Raw genomic sequence first — 15,165 nt, 5'->3', positions numbered from 1 at the left:
CCAAAAACGTCAGGAGGCCAGTATGCCGTCTTACCCGACGATCGAAGATTTTGTCGGTAACACCCCTCTGGTCCGTTTGCAGCGCATGGGCGCAGGCGGAACCAACACCATCCTGCTCAAGCTTGAAGGTAACAATCCGGCGGGTTCGGTCAAAGATCGTCCGGCCATGAGCATGATTCAGCGCGCCGAGGCGCGGGGTGATATCCAGGCCGGCGATACCCTGATCGAAGCCACCAGTGGCAATACCGGTATTGCACTGGCGATGGCGGCCGCTATCAAGGGTTATCGCATGGTGTTGATCATGCCGGAGAACCTCAGCGAGGAACGCCGCGCCAGCATGCGGGCCTACGGTGCGCAGATCATCAGCGTGACCCAGGAGCAGGGCATGGAATACGCCCGCGACCTGGCATTGCAAATGCAAAGCGAAGGCCGGGGGCTGGTGCTGGATCAGTTCTCAAATGCCGATAACCCGCGCGCGCACTACGAAACAACAGGCCCGGAAATCTGGCGCGACACCCAGGGCGAGGTGACCCATTTTGTGTCATCCATGGGCACCACTGGCACCATCATGGGGGTATCGCGCTATCTGAAAGAGCAGAATCCGGAGGTTCAGGTGGTTGGCCTGCAACCCAGTGAAGGCTCTCAGATTCCCGGTATCCGGCGTTGGCCCGAGGCTTATCTGCCGAAGATTTTTGATGCCAGCCGGGTGGATCGGGTGCTCGACATCGACCAGCGCGAGGCCGAAGACACCATGCGCCGTCTGGCTGCGGAAGAAGGCATCTTTGCCGGGGTATCATCCGGTGGCTCGGTGGCCGGGGCCTTGCGCCTGGCTGAGGAGGTTGAAAATGCCGTTATCGTCGCTATTGTCTGCGACCGGGGAGATCGCTACCTCTCCACCGGCGTGTTTTCGGGATAAATTGCCGCGGCCGGGGTTAATGGCCCGGCCGCCGGTTCGAATCGGTCGGATTCGGACACAAAAAAAAGAGACCTAGATGGTAAAGGTACGGGAAGACCAGCCGGTATTCAGTGACGGCACCGTCGATCTGGAATCCTGGTTGGATCGCATAGAACGCAAGGCGCCGCTGATTGACAGTGACGAGTTGGTGCGTGCCTGTCGCATTGCGCGACTGGCGGAACAGGAAGCTGACGAGCCGAAGAACCATTGGGGCGAAGGCGAGTCCGCCTATCGCACCGGTTTGGAAATGGCGGAGATTCTCGCCGATCTGAACCTGGATCAGGAGGCGTTGATTGCCGCCATCCTCTATCGCACCGTGCGCGAAGAAGAACTGCCGCTGGACACAGTGCGCGATCAGTTCGGCCCGCAGGTCGCCAGCCTGATCGAAGGCGTGCTGCGCATGGCCGCCATCCATACCCAACACAAATCCACTCGAGCCTCAGTACTGGGACAAAACGAAACCCAGGGTGATGCGGTGCGCAAGATGCTGGTGGCGATGATCGACGACGTGCGCGTCGCCCTGATCAAACTGGCCGAACGTACCTGTGCCATCCGCGCCGTTAAACACGCCCCGGCCGCACGCAAGTATAAGGTAGCGCGCGAAGTTTCCGATATTTATGCACCCCTGGCGCATCGTCTCGGCGTTGGTCAGTTGAAGTGGGAATTGGAAGACCTGTCGTTCCGTTATCTCGAACCCCAGGACTACAAAAAAATTGCCAAACTGCTTGATGAAAAGCGGCTCGATCGCCAGCACTACATCGAAAATGTTCAGACTATTTTGCAAGCCGAAGTAGAGGCCGCTGGCATTCAGTCAGAAATTCAGGGCCGCGCCAAACACATCTATTCGATTTGGCGCAAAATGAAGCGCAAGTCGATCAGCTTCAGCCAGGTCTATGACATTCGTGCCTTCCGGGTGCTGGTGCCTGATGTCCGCGACTGCTACACCGTGCTCGGCATCGTGCATTCTTTGTGGCGGCATATTCCGCGCGAATTCGACGACTATATCGCCTCGCCTAAATCGAATGGCTACCGTTCGCTGCACACCGCTGTGATCGGTCCGGAAGGCAAGGTCGTGGAAGTGCAGATCCGCACCCACGCCATGCACGAAGACGCCGAACTGGGTGTCTGTGCACACTGGGTCTACAAAGGCACCGACGCCAAGGGCAATACCCATTCGCGTGGCTATGAAGAGAAAGTGAACTGGCTGCGCCAGGTGCTCGAATGGCACGACGAGTTGGGCGGCATCGAAGAGATGGTCGAAGAGCTCGGCTCGGATGTCGAAACCGATCGCATCTATGTGCTGACGCCTGAAGGCCACGTGGTCGATCTGGCGCGCGGTGCCACACCCATCGACTTCGCTTATAAAATTCACACCGACGTCGGTAATCGTTGCCGCGGTGCCAAGGTCAACGGCCGTATTGTGCCGCTCAATCATCGCTTGAAGATCGGTGACCAGGTGTCGGTATTGACGGGTCGCGAGCCCAGCCCGAGTCGTGACTGGCTCAACCCGGATTTAGGTTATGTGCACACCAACCGGGCCCGGGCCAAGATTCGTCATTGGTTCAAATCGCTTGATCGTGATCAGAATCTGGCCGAAGGCCGCGCCATGCTGATGCGTGAATTGCAGCGCTTCAACCTGCCCAAGCTGGACATGGACGAAGTGGCGATGCTGGTGAATTACAACAATGCCGACGACATGTACGCGGCCATCGGCGCCGGTGATTTACGCCTGATGCAGGTGGTGCACGCCGCTGAAAGTCTGGTCAATCCGGCTCAGCCGGATGAAATTCAACTGGGTGAAGTCACCGAGCATAAATCCAGCGGTGATCTGGTGATTCATGGCGTCGGCAATATGCTGACCTCCATCGCCAACTGCTGTAAACCGGTGCCGGGTGATCCGGTGGTCGGTTTTATTACGCTGGGTCGTGGCGTCTCTATTCACCGCCAGGATTGCGTCAATCTGCTGCAGCTGAAAAGTCGCGAGCCGGAGCGCATTATCGAGGTTAATTGGGGCGGTCGTTCGCGTCGTACTTATCCGGTGGATATCACCATTCTGGCGTACGATCGCACCGGTTTGCTGCGCGATATCATGATGATCATGGCCAACGCCAACCTGAACGTTACCTCGGTCAATACTCTGTCGAACAAAGATGAGAGTCAGGCCAATATGAAACTGACACTGGAAATTGAAGACATCGATGCGCTCGGCAAAGTCATGGCTCAGTTATCGAAAATTCCCAACGTCGCAGACGTGCGCCGTGCCTTTCAGCAACCCCATTAAGAGCTTGTTATGAGCGAACGCCGCTACGGCTACGACGATCTCAAAACCTTAATGCAACGCCTGCGCGATCCGGTGGACGGTTGCCCTTGGGATTTGCAACAAGACTACCGATCTATCGTGCCGCATACGCTCGAAGAGGTGTATGAGGTTATCGACACCATTGAGCGTGGTGACTACCCGCACTTGCGAGAGGAACTGGGCGACCTGATTTTTCAGGTGGTGTTTTATGCGCAGATCGCGCGTGAAGAAGAGCGTTTTGATCTGGACGATGTGATCCATGATCTGGTTGCCAAACTGCTTTATCGCCATCCGCATGTGTTTCCTGATGGCAGTCTGGAAAGCCGGGTCGATCCACAGCACCGACCCGAGACGGAAACAGTCAATCGCAACTGGGACGCGCTCAAAGATAAAGAGAAGGCCAACAAGCCACAGGTTAATGGTCTGCTTGATGATATTCCCCGCTCACTGCCGGGATTATTGCGCGCCCGTAAGTTGCAAAACCGCGCCGCTCGTGTCGGTTTTGACTGGCCATCGACCGATGAGGTCTACGCTAAGATCGATGAAGAGTTGGCAGAACTGCGTGAGGCACAAGCCAGTGGCGATGCCGATGCGATTGAGGACGAACTGGGTGATCTGTTGTTTGTCATGGCTAATTTGGCGCGGCATCTGAAGGTCGATCCGGAACAGGCTTTGCGCCGCACCATGGCAAAATTTGAGCATCGCTTTGGGCATGTACAGCGGCAGGTTCAAGCCAGCGGCCACGACTGGTCTGATTTCAGTTTGGAACAGCTTGATGTGTTTTGGGATGAAGCCAAGCAGCGGGCGGTCGAGTCGTCAGACTAAGACAAATAAAGACGTTCAGCGGACAAAAAAGCCCGGTTCATGGAACCGGGCTTTTTGTTTCTGATCAGGCTGATTGGGCGCGTTTTTTCAGTAACGGTTTGAGGTAGTGGCCGGTGATGGATTGCGGATTTTCGCTGACATCGGTCGGCGTGCCTTCGGCAATAATCTGCCCACCTTTGCTGCCACCTTCCGGGCCCAGATCAACGATCCAGTCAGCGGTTTTAATGACATCGAGGTTGTGTTCGATCACCGCCACCGTATTGCCGTCGTCGCGCAAGCGATGCAACACCGCCAGCAACTGTTTGATGTCGTGGAAGTGCAGGCCGGTGGTCGGCTCATCGAGAATATAGAGGGTGCTGCCGGTATCGCGTTTGGATAATTCACGCGCCAGTTTAACGCGCTGGGCTTCACCGCCGGATAAAGTCGTCGCGCTTTGACCCAGCTTAATGTAGGTCAGGCCGACATCGATCAGCGTTTGCAGCTTGCGCGCCAGCGCCGGTATCGCATCGAAGAATTCACGACCTTCTTCGATGGTCATTTCCAGCACTTCGTGAATATTTTTACCCTTGTAGCGAATCTCTAATGTCTCGCGGTTATAGCGACGGCCGTCGCATACATCGCAAGACACATAGACATCCGCCAGGAAGTGCATCTCCACCTTAATTACGCCATCGCCCTGACAGGCTTCGCAACGACCGCCTTTGACGTTGAAACTGAAACGTCCCGGCTGGTAACCACGTGAACGCGCTTCCTGAGTGCCGGCAAACAATTCACGAATGGCGGTGAAGGTGCCGGTGTAGGTCGCCGGGTTGGAACGTGGCGTGCGGCCGATGGGGCTTTGGTCGATATCGACCACCTTGTCGAAATGTTCCAGACCTTTAATGTCTTTATAAGGCGCGGGAGATAGGGTGGTGTTTTTGTTCAGTTTGGCGGCGGCCAGTGGGTAAAGTGTCTGATTAATCAGTGTCGATTTGCCGGAACCGGACACGCCGGTAATGCAGGTGAGCAAGCCAACCGGCAGATTCAGTGTAACGTCTTGCAGGTTATTGCCGCGTGCACCAGTGATGGTGAGCTGGCGTTTGGCATCGGCCGGCGTCAGTTTGGCCGGAACAGCAATCGCTTCCTGACCGTTAAGGTATTTACCGGTCAGGGATTTCGGATTGGCCATGATTTCAGCGGGCGTACCGGCGGCAACAATTTCACCACCATGGACACCAGCACCGGGGCCGATATCGAGCACGTAATCAGCAGCGCGGATGGCGTCTTCGTCGTGTTCGACCACCAAGACAGTGTTGCCCAGGTCGCGCAGATTAGTCAGCGTTTGCAGCAGTCGATCGTTGTCGCGCTGGTGCAGGCCGATCGAGGGTTCATCGAGAATGTACATCACCCCGACTAGGCCGGCGCCGATCTGGCTGGCCAGTCGAATGCGCTGAGTCTCACCGCCAGACAGCGTATCGGCGCTGCGATCGAGGGTTAAATAGTCGAGCCCGACGTTGACCAGAAAGCTCAGCCGCTGGCCGATTTCGCGCAGAATTTTATCAGCGATCTGCGCTCTGGAACCGGTCAGGCTCAGCGTCTCGAAATAGCTCAGCGCATCGCCGATGGCCATGTGCGTCACTTCCGGCAGGTTGATGCCGTTAACGAACACATGACGCGCGCTTTCTTTCAGGCGTGAACCGTGACAGCCGGGGCAGTCCTGTTCGGTGAGGAATTTAGACAGCTCTTCGCGCACCATCTGGCTATCGGTTTCACGATAGCGCCGTTCCATATTGGGCATCACACCTTCGAAGGTGTGTTGGCGACTGTAGACTGCGCCGCGGCTGTTTACGTAGGAAAATTCGATCTCGGTATTGCCACTGCCTTCAAGCACGATCTTCTGGAATTTTTTCGGCAGCTTGTTAAAAGCCACGTCGATGTCGACGCCGTAATGCTCACCCAAGGCCTGTATCTGGCTGAAGTAATAAACCGCGCGTCGGTCCCAACCGGAGATGGCGCCTTCGGCCAGTTTCAGGCTCGGGTCGCGCACGACTTTACCGCCGTCGAAATAGTGTTTCATGCCCAGGCCGTCGCACTGTTCACAGGCACCGGCCGGATTGTTGAAGGAGAACATGCGCGGTTCGAGTTCGGCAATAGAGTAGCCACAAACCGGACAGGCGAAGCGGTCGGAGAACAGCAGGTCGTCGCCGTCGCCGTCCATCCAGACCACCTTGGCGGTACCGCCGGATAAAGTCAGGCAGGTTTCGAAGGATTCGGCTAAACGCAGTTTCAGGTCGTCACGCACTTTAAAGCGATCGACCACCGCTTCGATGCTGTGCTTACGTTTTTTATCCAGCGCCGGTACTTCATCCAGATCCATCACTGTGCCGTCGACGCGCACGCGCACAAAACCCTGGCTGCGCAGTTCGTTGAAGACGTGCAGGTGTTCGCCTTTGCGGTCGTCGATCAGCGGCGCCAGCATCATCAGCTTGGAACCTTCCGGCTGCGCCAGCACCTGATCGACCATCTGGCTGATGGTCTGAGCGGCCAGCGGCTCGTCGTGATGCGGACAGCGTGGTTCGCCGACGCGCGCGTAAAGCAGACGCAAATAATCGTAGATTTCGGTGGTGGTACCGACTGTCGAACGCGGGTTGTGACTGGTGGTTTTCTGCTCGATGGAGATCGCCGGAGACAAGCCTTCGATGTGATCGACATCGGGCTTTTCCATCATCGACAGAAACTGACGGGCGTAGGTCGACAAGGATTCGACATAGCGCCGCTGGCCCTCGGCATAAAGCGTATCAAAGGCCAGTGAGGACTTGCCGGAACCGGAAAGACCGGTCAGCACGACCAGTTGATCACGCGGGATTTCCACGTCGATATTTTTCAGGTTATGGGTACGAGCCCCCTGGACGATAATTTTGTCCATCTGTTCCTCTTGGCGTTACAGCTGCGGTCAGACACAAAAGCGAAAGTGTACTGTATGTATGTACAGAACCCAAGCGGCGCCACCGGTTCGATCTTTTCTGATAAGATGCGCGCCTTCGCACTCGGTTGGATACGTAGACTGACCCGTCATGGCTTTCAATTCCCTGGAAAAACGCGCGCTCTTCGGACTGGGAACACTCTATGCCGCTCGTATGTTGGGGCTGTTTATGGTGCTGCCTGTGCTGACGCTCTACGGTCAGCATTTGCTCGGTGCCAGCACTCAGACTCTGGGCCTGGCGCTGGGCATTTATGGTGTCACTCAGGCGCTGTTACAAATTCCTTTAGGCATGTTGTCGGATCGTTTCGGTCGCAAGCCGGTTATTCTGGCCGGACTGCTGGTGTTCTTCGCCGGTTCAGTGCTGGCGGCGCTGGCGGATGATGTACTCTGGTTGATTGTCGGGCGTGCCTTGCAGGGCAGTGGTGCCATTGCCAGTGTGGTGCTGGCCTTGCTGGCTGACTACACCCGCGACGGCGAACGCACCAAGGCGATGGCCATTGTCGGGGCGGTTATTGGCGGTTCCTTTGTCTTGGCGGTCATGGTTGGCCCCTGGCTGGCGGGCGGTTTTGGTCTGGCCGGGCCGTTTTGGGCGACCGCTGCGTTGGCGTTGCTGAGCATGTTGATCCTGCTGTGGTTGCCGCAACCACCGGCGCCAACGGTGCATCGCGAACGCCAGTGGCGTGGCAGTCAGTTGGGGGCGGTGCTGCGCGATCGGCAGTTGACGCCGCTCAGTCTGGGCATCTTTTGTCTGCACCTGACCATGACCGCCTTGTTTGTCGGTCTGCCGGTGATGCTGACGCGTCAGGGTGTTGCCGATGCGCATCTGGGCTGGATTTATGCGCCGGTGATGGTGCTGTCTTTTGTTGCCATGGCACCGCTGATCATGATTGCCGAACGCCGCCGTTTGCATGTCCCGGTGCTGCTCTTCGCGGCGGCACTGGTGCTGGTAGCGACACTGCTGCTGGGTGTAAACCGCTGGCTGGTGTTGAGCATCGGCCTGACCTGGTTGTTCTTTGTCGGTTTTAATCTGATTGAAGCCAGCTTGCCTTCTCTGCTCAGTCGTCGCGCGCCGGCGGATGCGCGCGGCACGGCTATGGGTTTGTTTTCCACCGGCCAGTTTCTGGGCGCGGCCTGTGGTGGCGCGCTGGGTGGTTGGGCCTTCAGTCGCTTTGATCAGATCGGCATAGCGGTGCTGGGTGTGACGCTGATGGCGCTGTGGATGCTGGTGTTGTGGTGGGCTGAGCGCAACTCGATTGAAGGCGGCTCAAACACCGCGGCTGGGAGTGAATCTACATCAGCGGCAAGGCACAATTGACCAGGGCTCAGTCCACCCTGATGATACACAGAATTCAGAAGTAAGAGGCGGCCTGGACGGCTGCTATCAAGCGCTTAACCAACAGGATATCGATCATGGCTAAAGGTACGGTAAACAAAGTCATCATTCTCGGACGGCTGGGGCAGGACCCGGACGTTCGCGCCACAGCATCGGGCACTCAGGTGGTTAACCTGAATGTGGCCACCAATGAGCTGGGTCCACAGGACGACCAGGGCAATCGCCAGGATCAGACCGAATGGCACCGCATCGTGATTTTCGGCCGCATGGCGGAAACCGCGGCTAACTATCTGCACAAAGGTTCTCTGGTTTATATCGAAGGTCGATTGCAAACACGCAAGTGGCAGGATCAAAACGGTCAGGACCGTTACTCCACTGAAATCGTCGCGCGTGATATGCAGTTTGTCGGTGGTCGCAATGAAGGCGGCGGCTCCGGCGGCGGTAACTTTGGTGGTGGCCAGTCGAATCAGGGCGGTGGTTTTGGTGGTGGGCAACCCCAGTCGCAGCCGCAGTCGCAACCTCAAGGCGGCTTCGGTGGCGGTCAGCAGAGCGCCGGTGGCTTCGGTGGTCAGCCCAACCAGGGTGGTGGTTTTGGTGGCGGTCAGCAACGGGCGCCCAGTCAGCCAGCACCGCAAACCGGTTCTCAACCAGGCAATAACAACTTCGACGACTTTGACGACGATATTCCTTTCTGAGGTCGCTCTGTGAACATTTTGGTGACCGGTGCTGACAGTCAGGTTGGTCGAGCTCTGAAGCGTTTGCTGAGCAGTCGGGAAGTCGCTTTTGTCGCCGTTACGCGCAACCAGTTGGATATTACCGATGCGGCCGCTATTGCGGCTTGTCTGGAGCAGGCGGCACCGGATTATCTGATCAATACCGATGGTTTGTACGACGCCAATCTGGCCCAGCAGGATGCGGCGGCCAGTTTTGCGTTTAATCGCGATGGCCCGGCCTTGCTGGCCCAGGCCTGTGCGCAACGTGGCATCGGTATGGTGCAGCTGTCGTCAGAACGGGTCTTCGATGGTACCAAGGCTTCGGCCTATGTTGAGAACGATGCTGCGAATCCGCTGTCGGTCCTCGGTGACAGTCAATGGGCCGGTGAACAGGCCGTTCGCGCCGCCTGTGAACAGCATTTAATCGTACGGACTTCCTGGGTCTTTGGGCCGGATGGTGATAATCCACTGACTCGGTTACTCGACCAATTAATGGATCGGTCGGTGCTCAGTCTGTACAACGACCAGCAGGGCTGCCCAACGCCAGCGGCCGATCTGGCGCGGGTGATCTTTGCCATGCTGGAACAGGTCGATTGCCATGTAGAGCCACCGCTGTGGGGCACCTATCACTATGTCGGCAGCGATCGAACCGATTGGCGTACCTTCGTTGAAACGGTGGTCAAGGCCGCCAAATCCTATATCGATGTCAGCGTCGAACAGCTGGCGGAAATGGATTTGGCCGATGCGCCGGAAGCGCCGGTGCAGCGGCCGGTCAATGCCGAACTGAGTGCGCGTAAGGTGTTGGCCACCTTTGGTATCAAACAACAGCCTTGGCGGCGCGGTATTCAGGACGCTTTGAAAGTGCGTTATGAGAATCAGCTAGAGGACACCCAGTGAAGCTGATACGCAGGTTGATGCTGGTTCTGCTGCTGATCGTCGCTGTGCTGGCCGGATCCTTCTGGTGGTTGACTGATGGTGACGATGCCGTACCTCGCACCATCATCCCGCTCAGTGACTTGCGCAAGTACCGTCAATGGCTGGAAGACTATCACCCGGCGCGACTGGTCAGTGGCGAAACCTACGGCATTGTTGTTGCTGAAGACGATATTCAAAAGCTGGCCATTTTACTGGCCTCGACCCAGCCGCGCCTGACGCATTCCCAATTTCGTGCTGATGTCACTGCGCAAGAGGTGATTCTGGATGTCTGGTGGCCCACCGGTGTGCTGGATCGTTTTTTGCCATTGCAATTGCGCTGGCGACCGGAAGCGCCGTTTTATCTTGATCAGTTGAGCATCGCCGGCGTGCGCTTGCCGGCTTATCTGCTGGAGCGGGTTAACCTGCGTCTGGCTGAAATTCCCTCTGTTGCCGACGCTGAACGCTTATGGCGCCAGTTGAATCCTAGTGTGACGCTGTCTGAAGGACAGATCGCCGTGGAAGTGGTTTGGGATGATCCGATACTGGCAGGCTGGATGCAGCGCTTCGCGCCGTTCTGGTCGGATCCGCGCCAAGTTGAACAGCTACGCGAGGAAGTATTGTGGCTGGGTGACTGGTTTGAACAGCAGCAAGCTTTCCGCATTCCGTTGCGTGAAGCCATGCGCGCCATGCTGTCCCGGCCGGAATTCGATTGGGATCAGGATGCGGCTGCTATGCTGGGAGCGCTCAGTTATGCAGCCCTGCGTTCTTCATCTGGCTTGATACCTGGTGAAGATCTGCCCGAGCTGCCGTTTAAGCGGCTGACCTTGCAAGGGCGTTACGATCTGGCGCGGCATTTTGTGCTGGCGATGTGGCTGGGCACCCAGATGTCACCGCAGTCGGTACTGGAACTGGCGGTCTACAAAGAATGGTCGGATGCGCTGACCCGGCCCACCGGATTCAGTGCTGAAGACATGGTGGCCAATGTCGCCGGTCTGGAAATGTTACTCTGGTTGCAGTCATTGTCGGCACAAGAACGTAAAGAAATCGGCCCGCTGACCGATGACAGTCTTATGCCGCCGGAAGCATTCTGGCAGCCCTGGATGCAAGAAGGCGAAGCTCTGACCGAAACCCAGCTGCGTGAACTGGTGTCGTCAACGCGCGACTGGCTAGCGCAGAGCCCCTTGTATCGGCCCTGATCCAGGCTGTAGCAACCGGCTTATCGAAGAATACTCCTGAGCGTCAGTCGTCAACTTAGGTTGGACGTGACAGGAGTGAGTGGAGGATGCCTGGCGATGGCCAGTATCGAATTCAGTAAGTTACGCCTGACCACCGGCCTGAGTATGAAACTCGAGGTCGAAGGCGGTGACAGCAAGCGTCATAACATCAATCTGATTGGCTATATTCCGGGCCGGACGGTGTTGGTGACCACGCCCTTGCTGGGTGAGCACCGGCCTTTGTTATTGCGCAAGGATCAGGGCGTTATCGTGCGCTTTTTCTCCAACAAGAGCGCCTGCGCCTTCCGTACTCAGGTCGCGCATATCTGCACCACGCCCGCCTATTACTTGCATCTGGCCTGGCCGGATCGGGTGGAAGCGGGGGAAATTCGCAAAGCCGAGCGGGTGCTGGCCAATATGCAGGTCACCATTGTCAACCAGACCAGCACGACTGGCGAGCGTGGTACCGGCGCGATCGTCGATTTGTCGACCACCGGCGCACGTCTGGAAACCTTGCAGGCTTTGGGTAAGCCGGGCGACATTCTGCTGCTGACATCAAAGGTTACGGTCGGTCATGTGACCCGGGTGATCTCCATCGAATCACAGATTCGCGCCGTCCTGGATCGGCGCGAGCTGGCCAACAGTGCCGCCGCTTACGGCATTGAATTCAAGTATGTGTCCGATATCGATTTTCTGGCGCTGCAGGCCTTCGTTAACGCCCAGATGGCGCGTGGCGCCGAGCGCTAATCAGCGACAACCCGATCACTATCAGTCTCAGTTATCGCGGGCGACGGCCAGTTCAGCCAGACTGGCCAGGGCTGTCTTGTAGGGACTTTCGGCGAAACCATCGAGCTGTTGCAAGGCTTCTTCAACCTGACGGTGTGCCTGGGCCTTGACGTAATCAATGGCGCCGCTGCTGTGCACTATGTCGAGAATGGCATCCATATCATCCAGCCCACCTTTGCGAATGGCCCGGCGAATCAGTTTGGCGTCGCTGTCAGATGCCTTTTGCATGGCGTGAATCAGTGGCAGCGTCGGCTTACCTTCGGCCAGATCATCGCCGACGTTTTTACCCAGCTTGGCGGCATCGCCGTCGTAATCGAGTACGTCATCGATCAGCTGAAAGGCCAGGCCGAGCTTCAGGCCGTAGGTCGCCAGTCGTTGGCAATCCGCCTCATTTTGACCGCTGAGCAGCGCGCCGGTTTCGCTGGCGGCCTGGAACAGAATGGCGGTCTTGCCTTTGATGACGTCCATATATTGCGCTTCGGTGACATCCGGATTGCGCACATTCATCAACTGCATGACTTCGCCTTCAGCCAGGGTGCGGGTGGCCACGGCCAGGCGGTTCATCACCGACATCTCGCCAATCTCGACCAACAGCTCAAAAGCGCGGGCATAGAGAAAATCACCAACCAACACCGAGGGCGCATTGCCCCAGTTGGCGTTGGCCGTGGGTTTGCCACGGCGCATATCGGACGTGTCGACCACGTCATCGTGCAATAAGGTGGCGGTGTGCAGAAATTCGATAACCGCCGCCAGCTTGTGATGGCGATCATCAATACCGCCGCACAGGCCAGCGCTGAGCAGCGTCAATAGAGGGCGCATCCGTTTGCCGCCACTGGAAATGATGTGGTCGGCGATTTTCTCCACCAAAGGGACTCGGGATTCCAGTTGCGCCAGAATGGTTCGGTTAACAGCGGCGAAGTCATCGGCAACGACGGTGAAGATGGCGTTCTGGTCCATGCGGAAATCGGGTCCTGGTCAGGCTGGATGAAGCGGCTAGCTTAACAGGGCCGGACGACGGCGTCAGGCTGGACTGACTGGGCCGAACAGTTCCGCTATTAACAGGACGATTCGGGCTTGCACAGCCAGGTGCATATCCGTACAATTGCGCGCCCTGATCGATCCGCTTCATTCCCTGTCATAGGGTGCTCCCAGCGTAGGCGTTGCCTTTAGCAGCAGGTTCTAAGTAATGAGGTCGGTGCGGGTCGGAAACATTCAGATGGAGAATCCCATGTACGCTGTAATCGTAAGTGGCGGTAAACAGTACCGCGTCAGTGAAGGCGACACGCTGAAGCTGGAAAAAATTGAAGCCGAAACCGGCGCTAACATCGATTTCGATAAAGTGCTGCTGGTGGCGGATGGCGATAAAATCACCGTGGGCGAGCCTGCTGTGAAGAGCGCCAAGGTTTCTGCCGAAGTGGTGGCTCATGGCCGTCACAAGAAGGTGAAAATCCTGAAGTTCAAACGCCGTAAGCATCACATGAAGCAGATGGGCCACCGTCAGTGGTTCACCGAAGTTAAGATCACTGGTATTTCAGCATAACGGAGAGAAACCATGGCTCACAAAAAAGCAGGTGGTAGTACTCGTAACGGTCGCGATTCCCAGAGCAAACGCTTGGGCGTGAAAGCCTTCGGTGGCGAAGCCGTTTCTGCTGGCTCTATCATCGTCCGTCAGCGTGGCACTCGTTTCCACGCCGGCGACAACGTTGGCATCGGCAAGGATCACACCTTGTTCGCCAAAGCCGACGGTAAGGTGGAATTCACCACCAAGGGCAAAGAAAAGCGCAAGTTCGTCAACATCGTCGCTTAATCGTCGATCCTAACGCTCTTGCAAAAAGCCCTGCCATGCAGGGCTTTTTTTATGTCCAGTGATGGACGTTAGACTGATGTCGTCAGCGCATAACATATAATGTCGCGCCAGTGGCGCACCGCATTCAACCAGAGGTTGCAGCGAACGATGAAATTTGTGGACGAAGCCAATATCAGCGTCGAAGCCGGTAAAGGTGGCAGTGGCTGTGTCAGCTTTCGGCGCGAAAAATTCGTCGAGAAAGGCGGCCCGGACGGCGGTGACGGTGGTCACGGCGGCAGTATCTGGGTAAAGGCCGACGATAGCGTTAACACCCTGATCGACTATCGCTTTACCCGAAGCTACAAGGCGGAAAACGGCGAGCCGGGTAAAGGCCGTGATATGACCGGTCGCGCGGGGAAAGATACCACCTTGATCTTGCCAGTCGGTACGACCGTGATCGATGCTGATACCGAAGAAGTATTGGCCGACCTGCGCAGCGCCGGTGATGTCGTCAAGATTGTGCAAGGTGGTTTTCGTGGCCTTGGCAATACCCGTTTTAAATCCAGCACCAACCGAGCGCCACGCCAGTTCACCAAGGGTACACCGGGTGAATCGCGCAACCTGCGTCTGGAACTGAAAGTGATCGCCGATGTCGGTTTGTTGGGGTTGCCCAACGCCGGTAAATCGACGCTGATCCGTGCGGTCAGTGCGGCCAAACCCAAGGTTGCTGATTATCCCTTTACCACCATGGTGCCGAACCTGGGTGTGGTGCGCATCGACGATTCGCGCTCCTTTGTTATGGCCGACATTCCCGGTCTGATCGAAGGCGCGTCCGAAGGCGCCGGCCTGGGCATTCGCTTTTTGAAGCACCTGGTGCGCACGCGTGTGCTGTTGCATCTGGTGGATCTGTATCCGGTGGATGAATCCGATCCGGCCGCCAATGCGCGCGCCATTGCCGATGAATTAGAAGCCTTTAGCCCGGCGCTGGCACAGCGTGAACGCTGGCTGGTGCTGACCAAAACCGATCTGTTGCCGGAAGACGAGCGTCAGGCGCGCATCGATGCGGTGATTGAAGCGCTGGATTGGGAAGGTCCGGTATTCGCCATTTCTGCATTGTCTGGTGAAGGTACCCAGGCATTGAGCAACGAACTGATGAATTGGCTGGAGGCGGATAATCAAGCGCTGGCTGACGATCCGGAACGGCTGGAAGCCGATGTTGCCCATCGTGATGAAGTCGAACGCGAAGCCCGCGAACGCATCCAAATGCTCGCTCAACAACGTCGCGCTCAGCGTGCCAAGAACAATGACGACGATGATGATGACGATCACGACGTCGAAATCATTTATGCGCCTTAAGCGCAGCGTTATTATTCGGCA

13 protein-coding genes are annotated in these 15,165 nt (G+C 57.0%); 11 read left to right on the top strand and 2 right to left on the bottom strand.

Going from position 1 to position 15,165, the window contains the following annotated elements:
• Nucleotides 1–22: 22 nt before the first annotated feature.
• The 3 genes from cysM to mazG all read left to right on the top strand — a co-directional run bounded on the left by cysM (nt 23) and on the right by mazG (nt 4,079).
• The gene (gene cysM / locus ABMA60_RS14370) at nt 23–916 is read left to right on the top strand and encodes a cysteine synthase CysM (RefSeq protein WP_392804314.1); all 894 of its coding nucleotides are present in this window, start codon (nt 23–25) and stop codon (nt 914–916) included.
• Nucleotides 917–992: 76 nt separating this feature from the next.
• Nucleotides 993–3,236, top strand: a complete 2,244-nt coding sequence (gene relA / locus ABMA60_RS14365; RefSeq protein WP_392804312.1) for a GTP diphosphokinase — start codon at nt 993–995, stop codon at nt 3,234–3,236.
• A 9-nt stretch (nt 3,237–3,245) separates the two neighbouring features.
• Nucleotides 3,246–4,079, top strand: a complete 834-nt coding sequence (gene mazG / locus ABMA60_RS14360) for a nucleoside triphosphate pyrophosphohydrolase (RefSeq protein ID WP_392804310.1) — start codon at nt 3,246–3,248, stop codon at nt 4,077–4,079.
• Nucleotides 4,080–4,143: 64 nt separating this feature from the next.
• Here mazG and uvrA read toward each other — a convergent pair whose 3' ends face one another.
• Nucleotides 4,144–6,984: an excinuclease ABC subunit UvrA gene (uvrA, locus tag ABMA60_RS14355; protein ID WP_392804307.1), complete on the bottom strand. Its 2,841-nt coding sequence runs from the start codon at nt 6,982–6,984 to the stop codon at nt 4,144–4,146.
• A gap of 148 nt (nt 6,985–7,132) precedes the next feature.
• Here uvrA and ABMA60_RS14350 point away from each other — a divergent pair, with 148 nt between their 5' ends.
• From ABMA60_RS14350 to ABMA60_RS14330, 5 genes are all read left to right on the top strand, one after another.
• Nucleotides 7,133–8,356 carry an MFS transporter gene (locus tag ABMA60_RS14350; RefSeq protein ID WP_392804305.1) on the top strand — a complete coding sequence of 408 codons (1,224 nt, stop codon included), beginning with the start codon at nt 7,133–7,135 and terminating at the stop codon, nt 8,354–8,356.
• 95 nt (nt 8,357–8,451) lie between these two features.
• Nucleotides 8,452–9,069 (top strand): single-stranded DNA-binding protein, encoded by a 618-nt coding sequence (locus ABMA60_RS14345; RefSeq protein WP_392804303.1) that lies wholly within the window; start codon nt 8,452–8,454, stop codon nt 9,067–9,069.
• A gap of 9 nt (nt 9,070–9,078) precedes the next feature.
• Nucleotides 9,079–9,984, top strand: a complete 906-nt coding sequence (locus tag ABMA60_RS14340) for an SDR family oxidoreductase (RefSeq protein WP_392804301.1) — start codon at nt 9,079–9,081, stop codon at nt 9,982–9,984.
• A complete protein-coding gene (locus ABMA60_RS14335; protein ID WP_392804299.1) occupies nt 9,981–11,198 on the top strand; it encodes a hypothetical protein in 1,218 nt (405 codons plus the stop codon). Before ABMA60_RS14340 ends, ABMA60_RS14335 begins: the two co-directional genes overlap by 4 nt.
• A gap of 96 nt (nt 11,199–11,294) precedes the next feature.
• The gene (locus ABMA60_RS14330; RefSeq protein WP_392804297.1) at nt 11,295–11,963 is read left to right on the top strand and encodes a flagellar brake protein; all 669 of its coding nucleotides are present in this window, start codon (nt 11,295–11,297) and stop codon (nt 11,961–11,963) included.
• A gap of 27 nt (nt 11,964–11,990) precedes the next feature.
• Here ABMA60_RS14330 and ABMA60_RS14325 read toward each other — a convergent pair whose 3' ends face one another.
• Complete coding sequence (locus ABMA60_RS14325; RefSeq protein ID WP_392804295.1) at nt 11,991–12,959, bottom strand: polyprenyl synthetase family protein; 969 nt, start codon at nt 12,957–12,959, stop codon at nt 11,991–11,993.
• Nucleotides 12,960–13,230: 271 nt separating this feature from the next.
• Between ABMA60_RS14325 and rplU the strand changes: the two genes are divergently transcribed.
• From rplU to cgtA, 3 genes are all read left to right on the top strand, one after another.
• Nucleotides 13,231–13,542, top strand: coding sequence for a 50S ribosomal protein L21 (rplU, locus tag ABMA60_RS14320; RefSeq protein ID WP_108162724.1), 312 nt, complete (start codon nt 13,231–13,233; stop codon nt 13,540–13,542).
• A gap of 12 nt (nt 13,543–13,554) precedes the next feature.
• Nucleotides 13,555–13,809: a 50S ribosomal protein L27 gene (gene rpmA / locus ABMA60_RS14315; protein ID WP_392804293.1), complete on the top strand. Its 255-nt coding sequence runs from the start codon at nt 13,555–13,557 to the stop codon at nt 13,807–13,809.
• Nucleotides 13,810–13,956: 147 nt separating this feature from the next.
• A complete protein-coding gene (cgtA, locus tag ABMA60_RS14310) occupies nt 13,957–15,144 on the top strand; it encodes an Obg family GTPase CgtA (protein WP_392804290.1) in 1,188 nt (395 codons plus the stop codon).
• Nucleotides 15,145–15,165 lie beyond the last annotated feature (21 nt).

The sequence above is a fragment of the Saccharospirillum sp. HFRX-2 genome, assembly GCF_043196805.1.
In the GTDB taxonomy this organism is placed as follows: Bacteria; Pseudomonadota; Gammaproteobacteria; order Pseudomonadales; family Natronospirillaceae; genus Saccharospirillum.
Note: the sequence above shows the minus strand (reverse complement) of the source record. Positions and strands in the feature narration are given on the sequence as shown.

Coding starts and splice junctions, on each gene's coding strand:
- uvrA (WP_392804307.1), bottom strand. CDS start 6,984: ATGGACAAAATTATCGTCCAGGGGGCTCGTACCCATAACCTGAAAAAT.
- rplU (WP_108162724.1), top strand. CDS start 13,231: ATGTACGCTGTAATCGTAAGTGGCGGTAAACAGTACCGCGTCAGTGAA.
- relA (WP_392804312.1), top strand. CDS start 993: ATGGTAAAGGTACGGGAAGACCAGCCGGTATTCAGTGACGGCACCGTC.
- rpmA (WP_392804293.1), top strand. CDS start 13,555: ATGGCTCACAAAAAAGCAGGTGGTAGTACTCGTAACGGTCGCGATTCC.
- mazG (WP_392804310.1), top strand. CDS start 3,246: ATGAGCGAACGCCGCTACGGCTACGACGATCTCAAAACCTTAATGCAA.
- cysM (WP_392804314.1), top strand. CDS start 23: ATGCCGTCTTACCCGACGATCGAAGATTTTGTCGGTAACACCCCTCTG.
- cgtA (WP_392804290.1), top strand. CDS start 13,957: ATGAAATTTGTGGACGAAGCCAATATCAGCGTCGAAGCCGGTAAAGGT.
- ABMA60_RS14345 (WP_392804303.1), top strand. CDS start 8,452: ATGGCTAAAGGTACGGTAAACAAAGTCATCATTCTCGGACGGCTGGGG.
- ABMA60_RS14330 (WP_392804297.1), top strand. CDS start 11,295: ATGGCCAGTATCGAATTCAGTAAGTTACGCCTGACCACCGGCCTGAGT.
- ABMA60_RS14325 (WP_392804295.1), bottom strand. CDS start 12,959: ATGGACCAGAACGCCATCTTCACCGTCGTTGCCGATGACTTCGCCGCT.
- ABMA60_RS14350 (WP_392804305.1), top strand. CDS start 7,133: ATGGCTTTCAATTCCCTGGAAAAACGCGCGCTCTTCGGACTGGGAACA.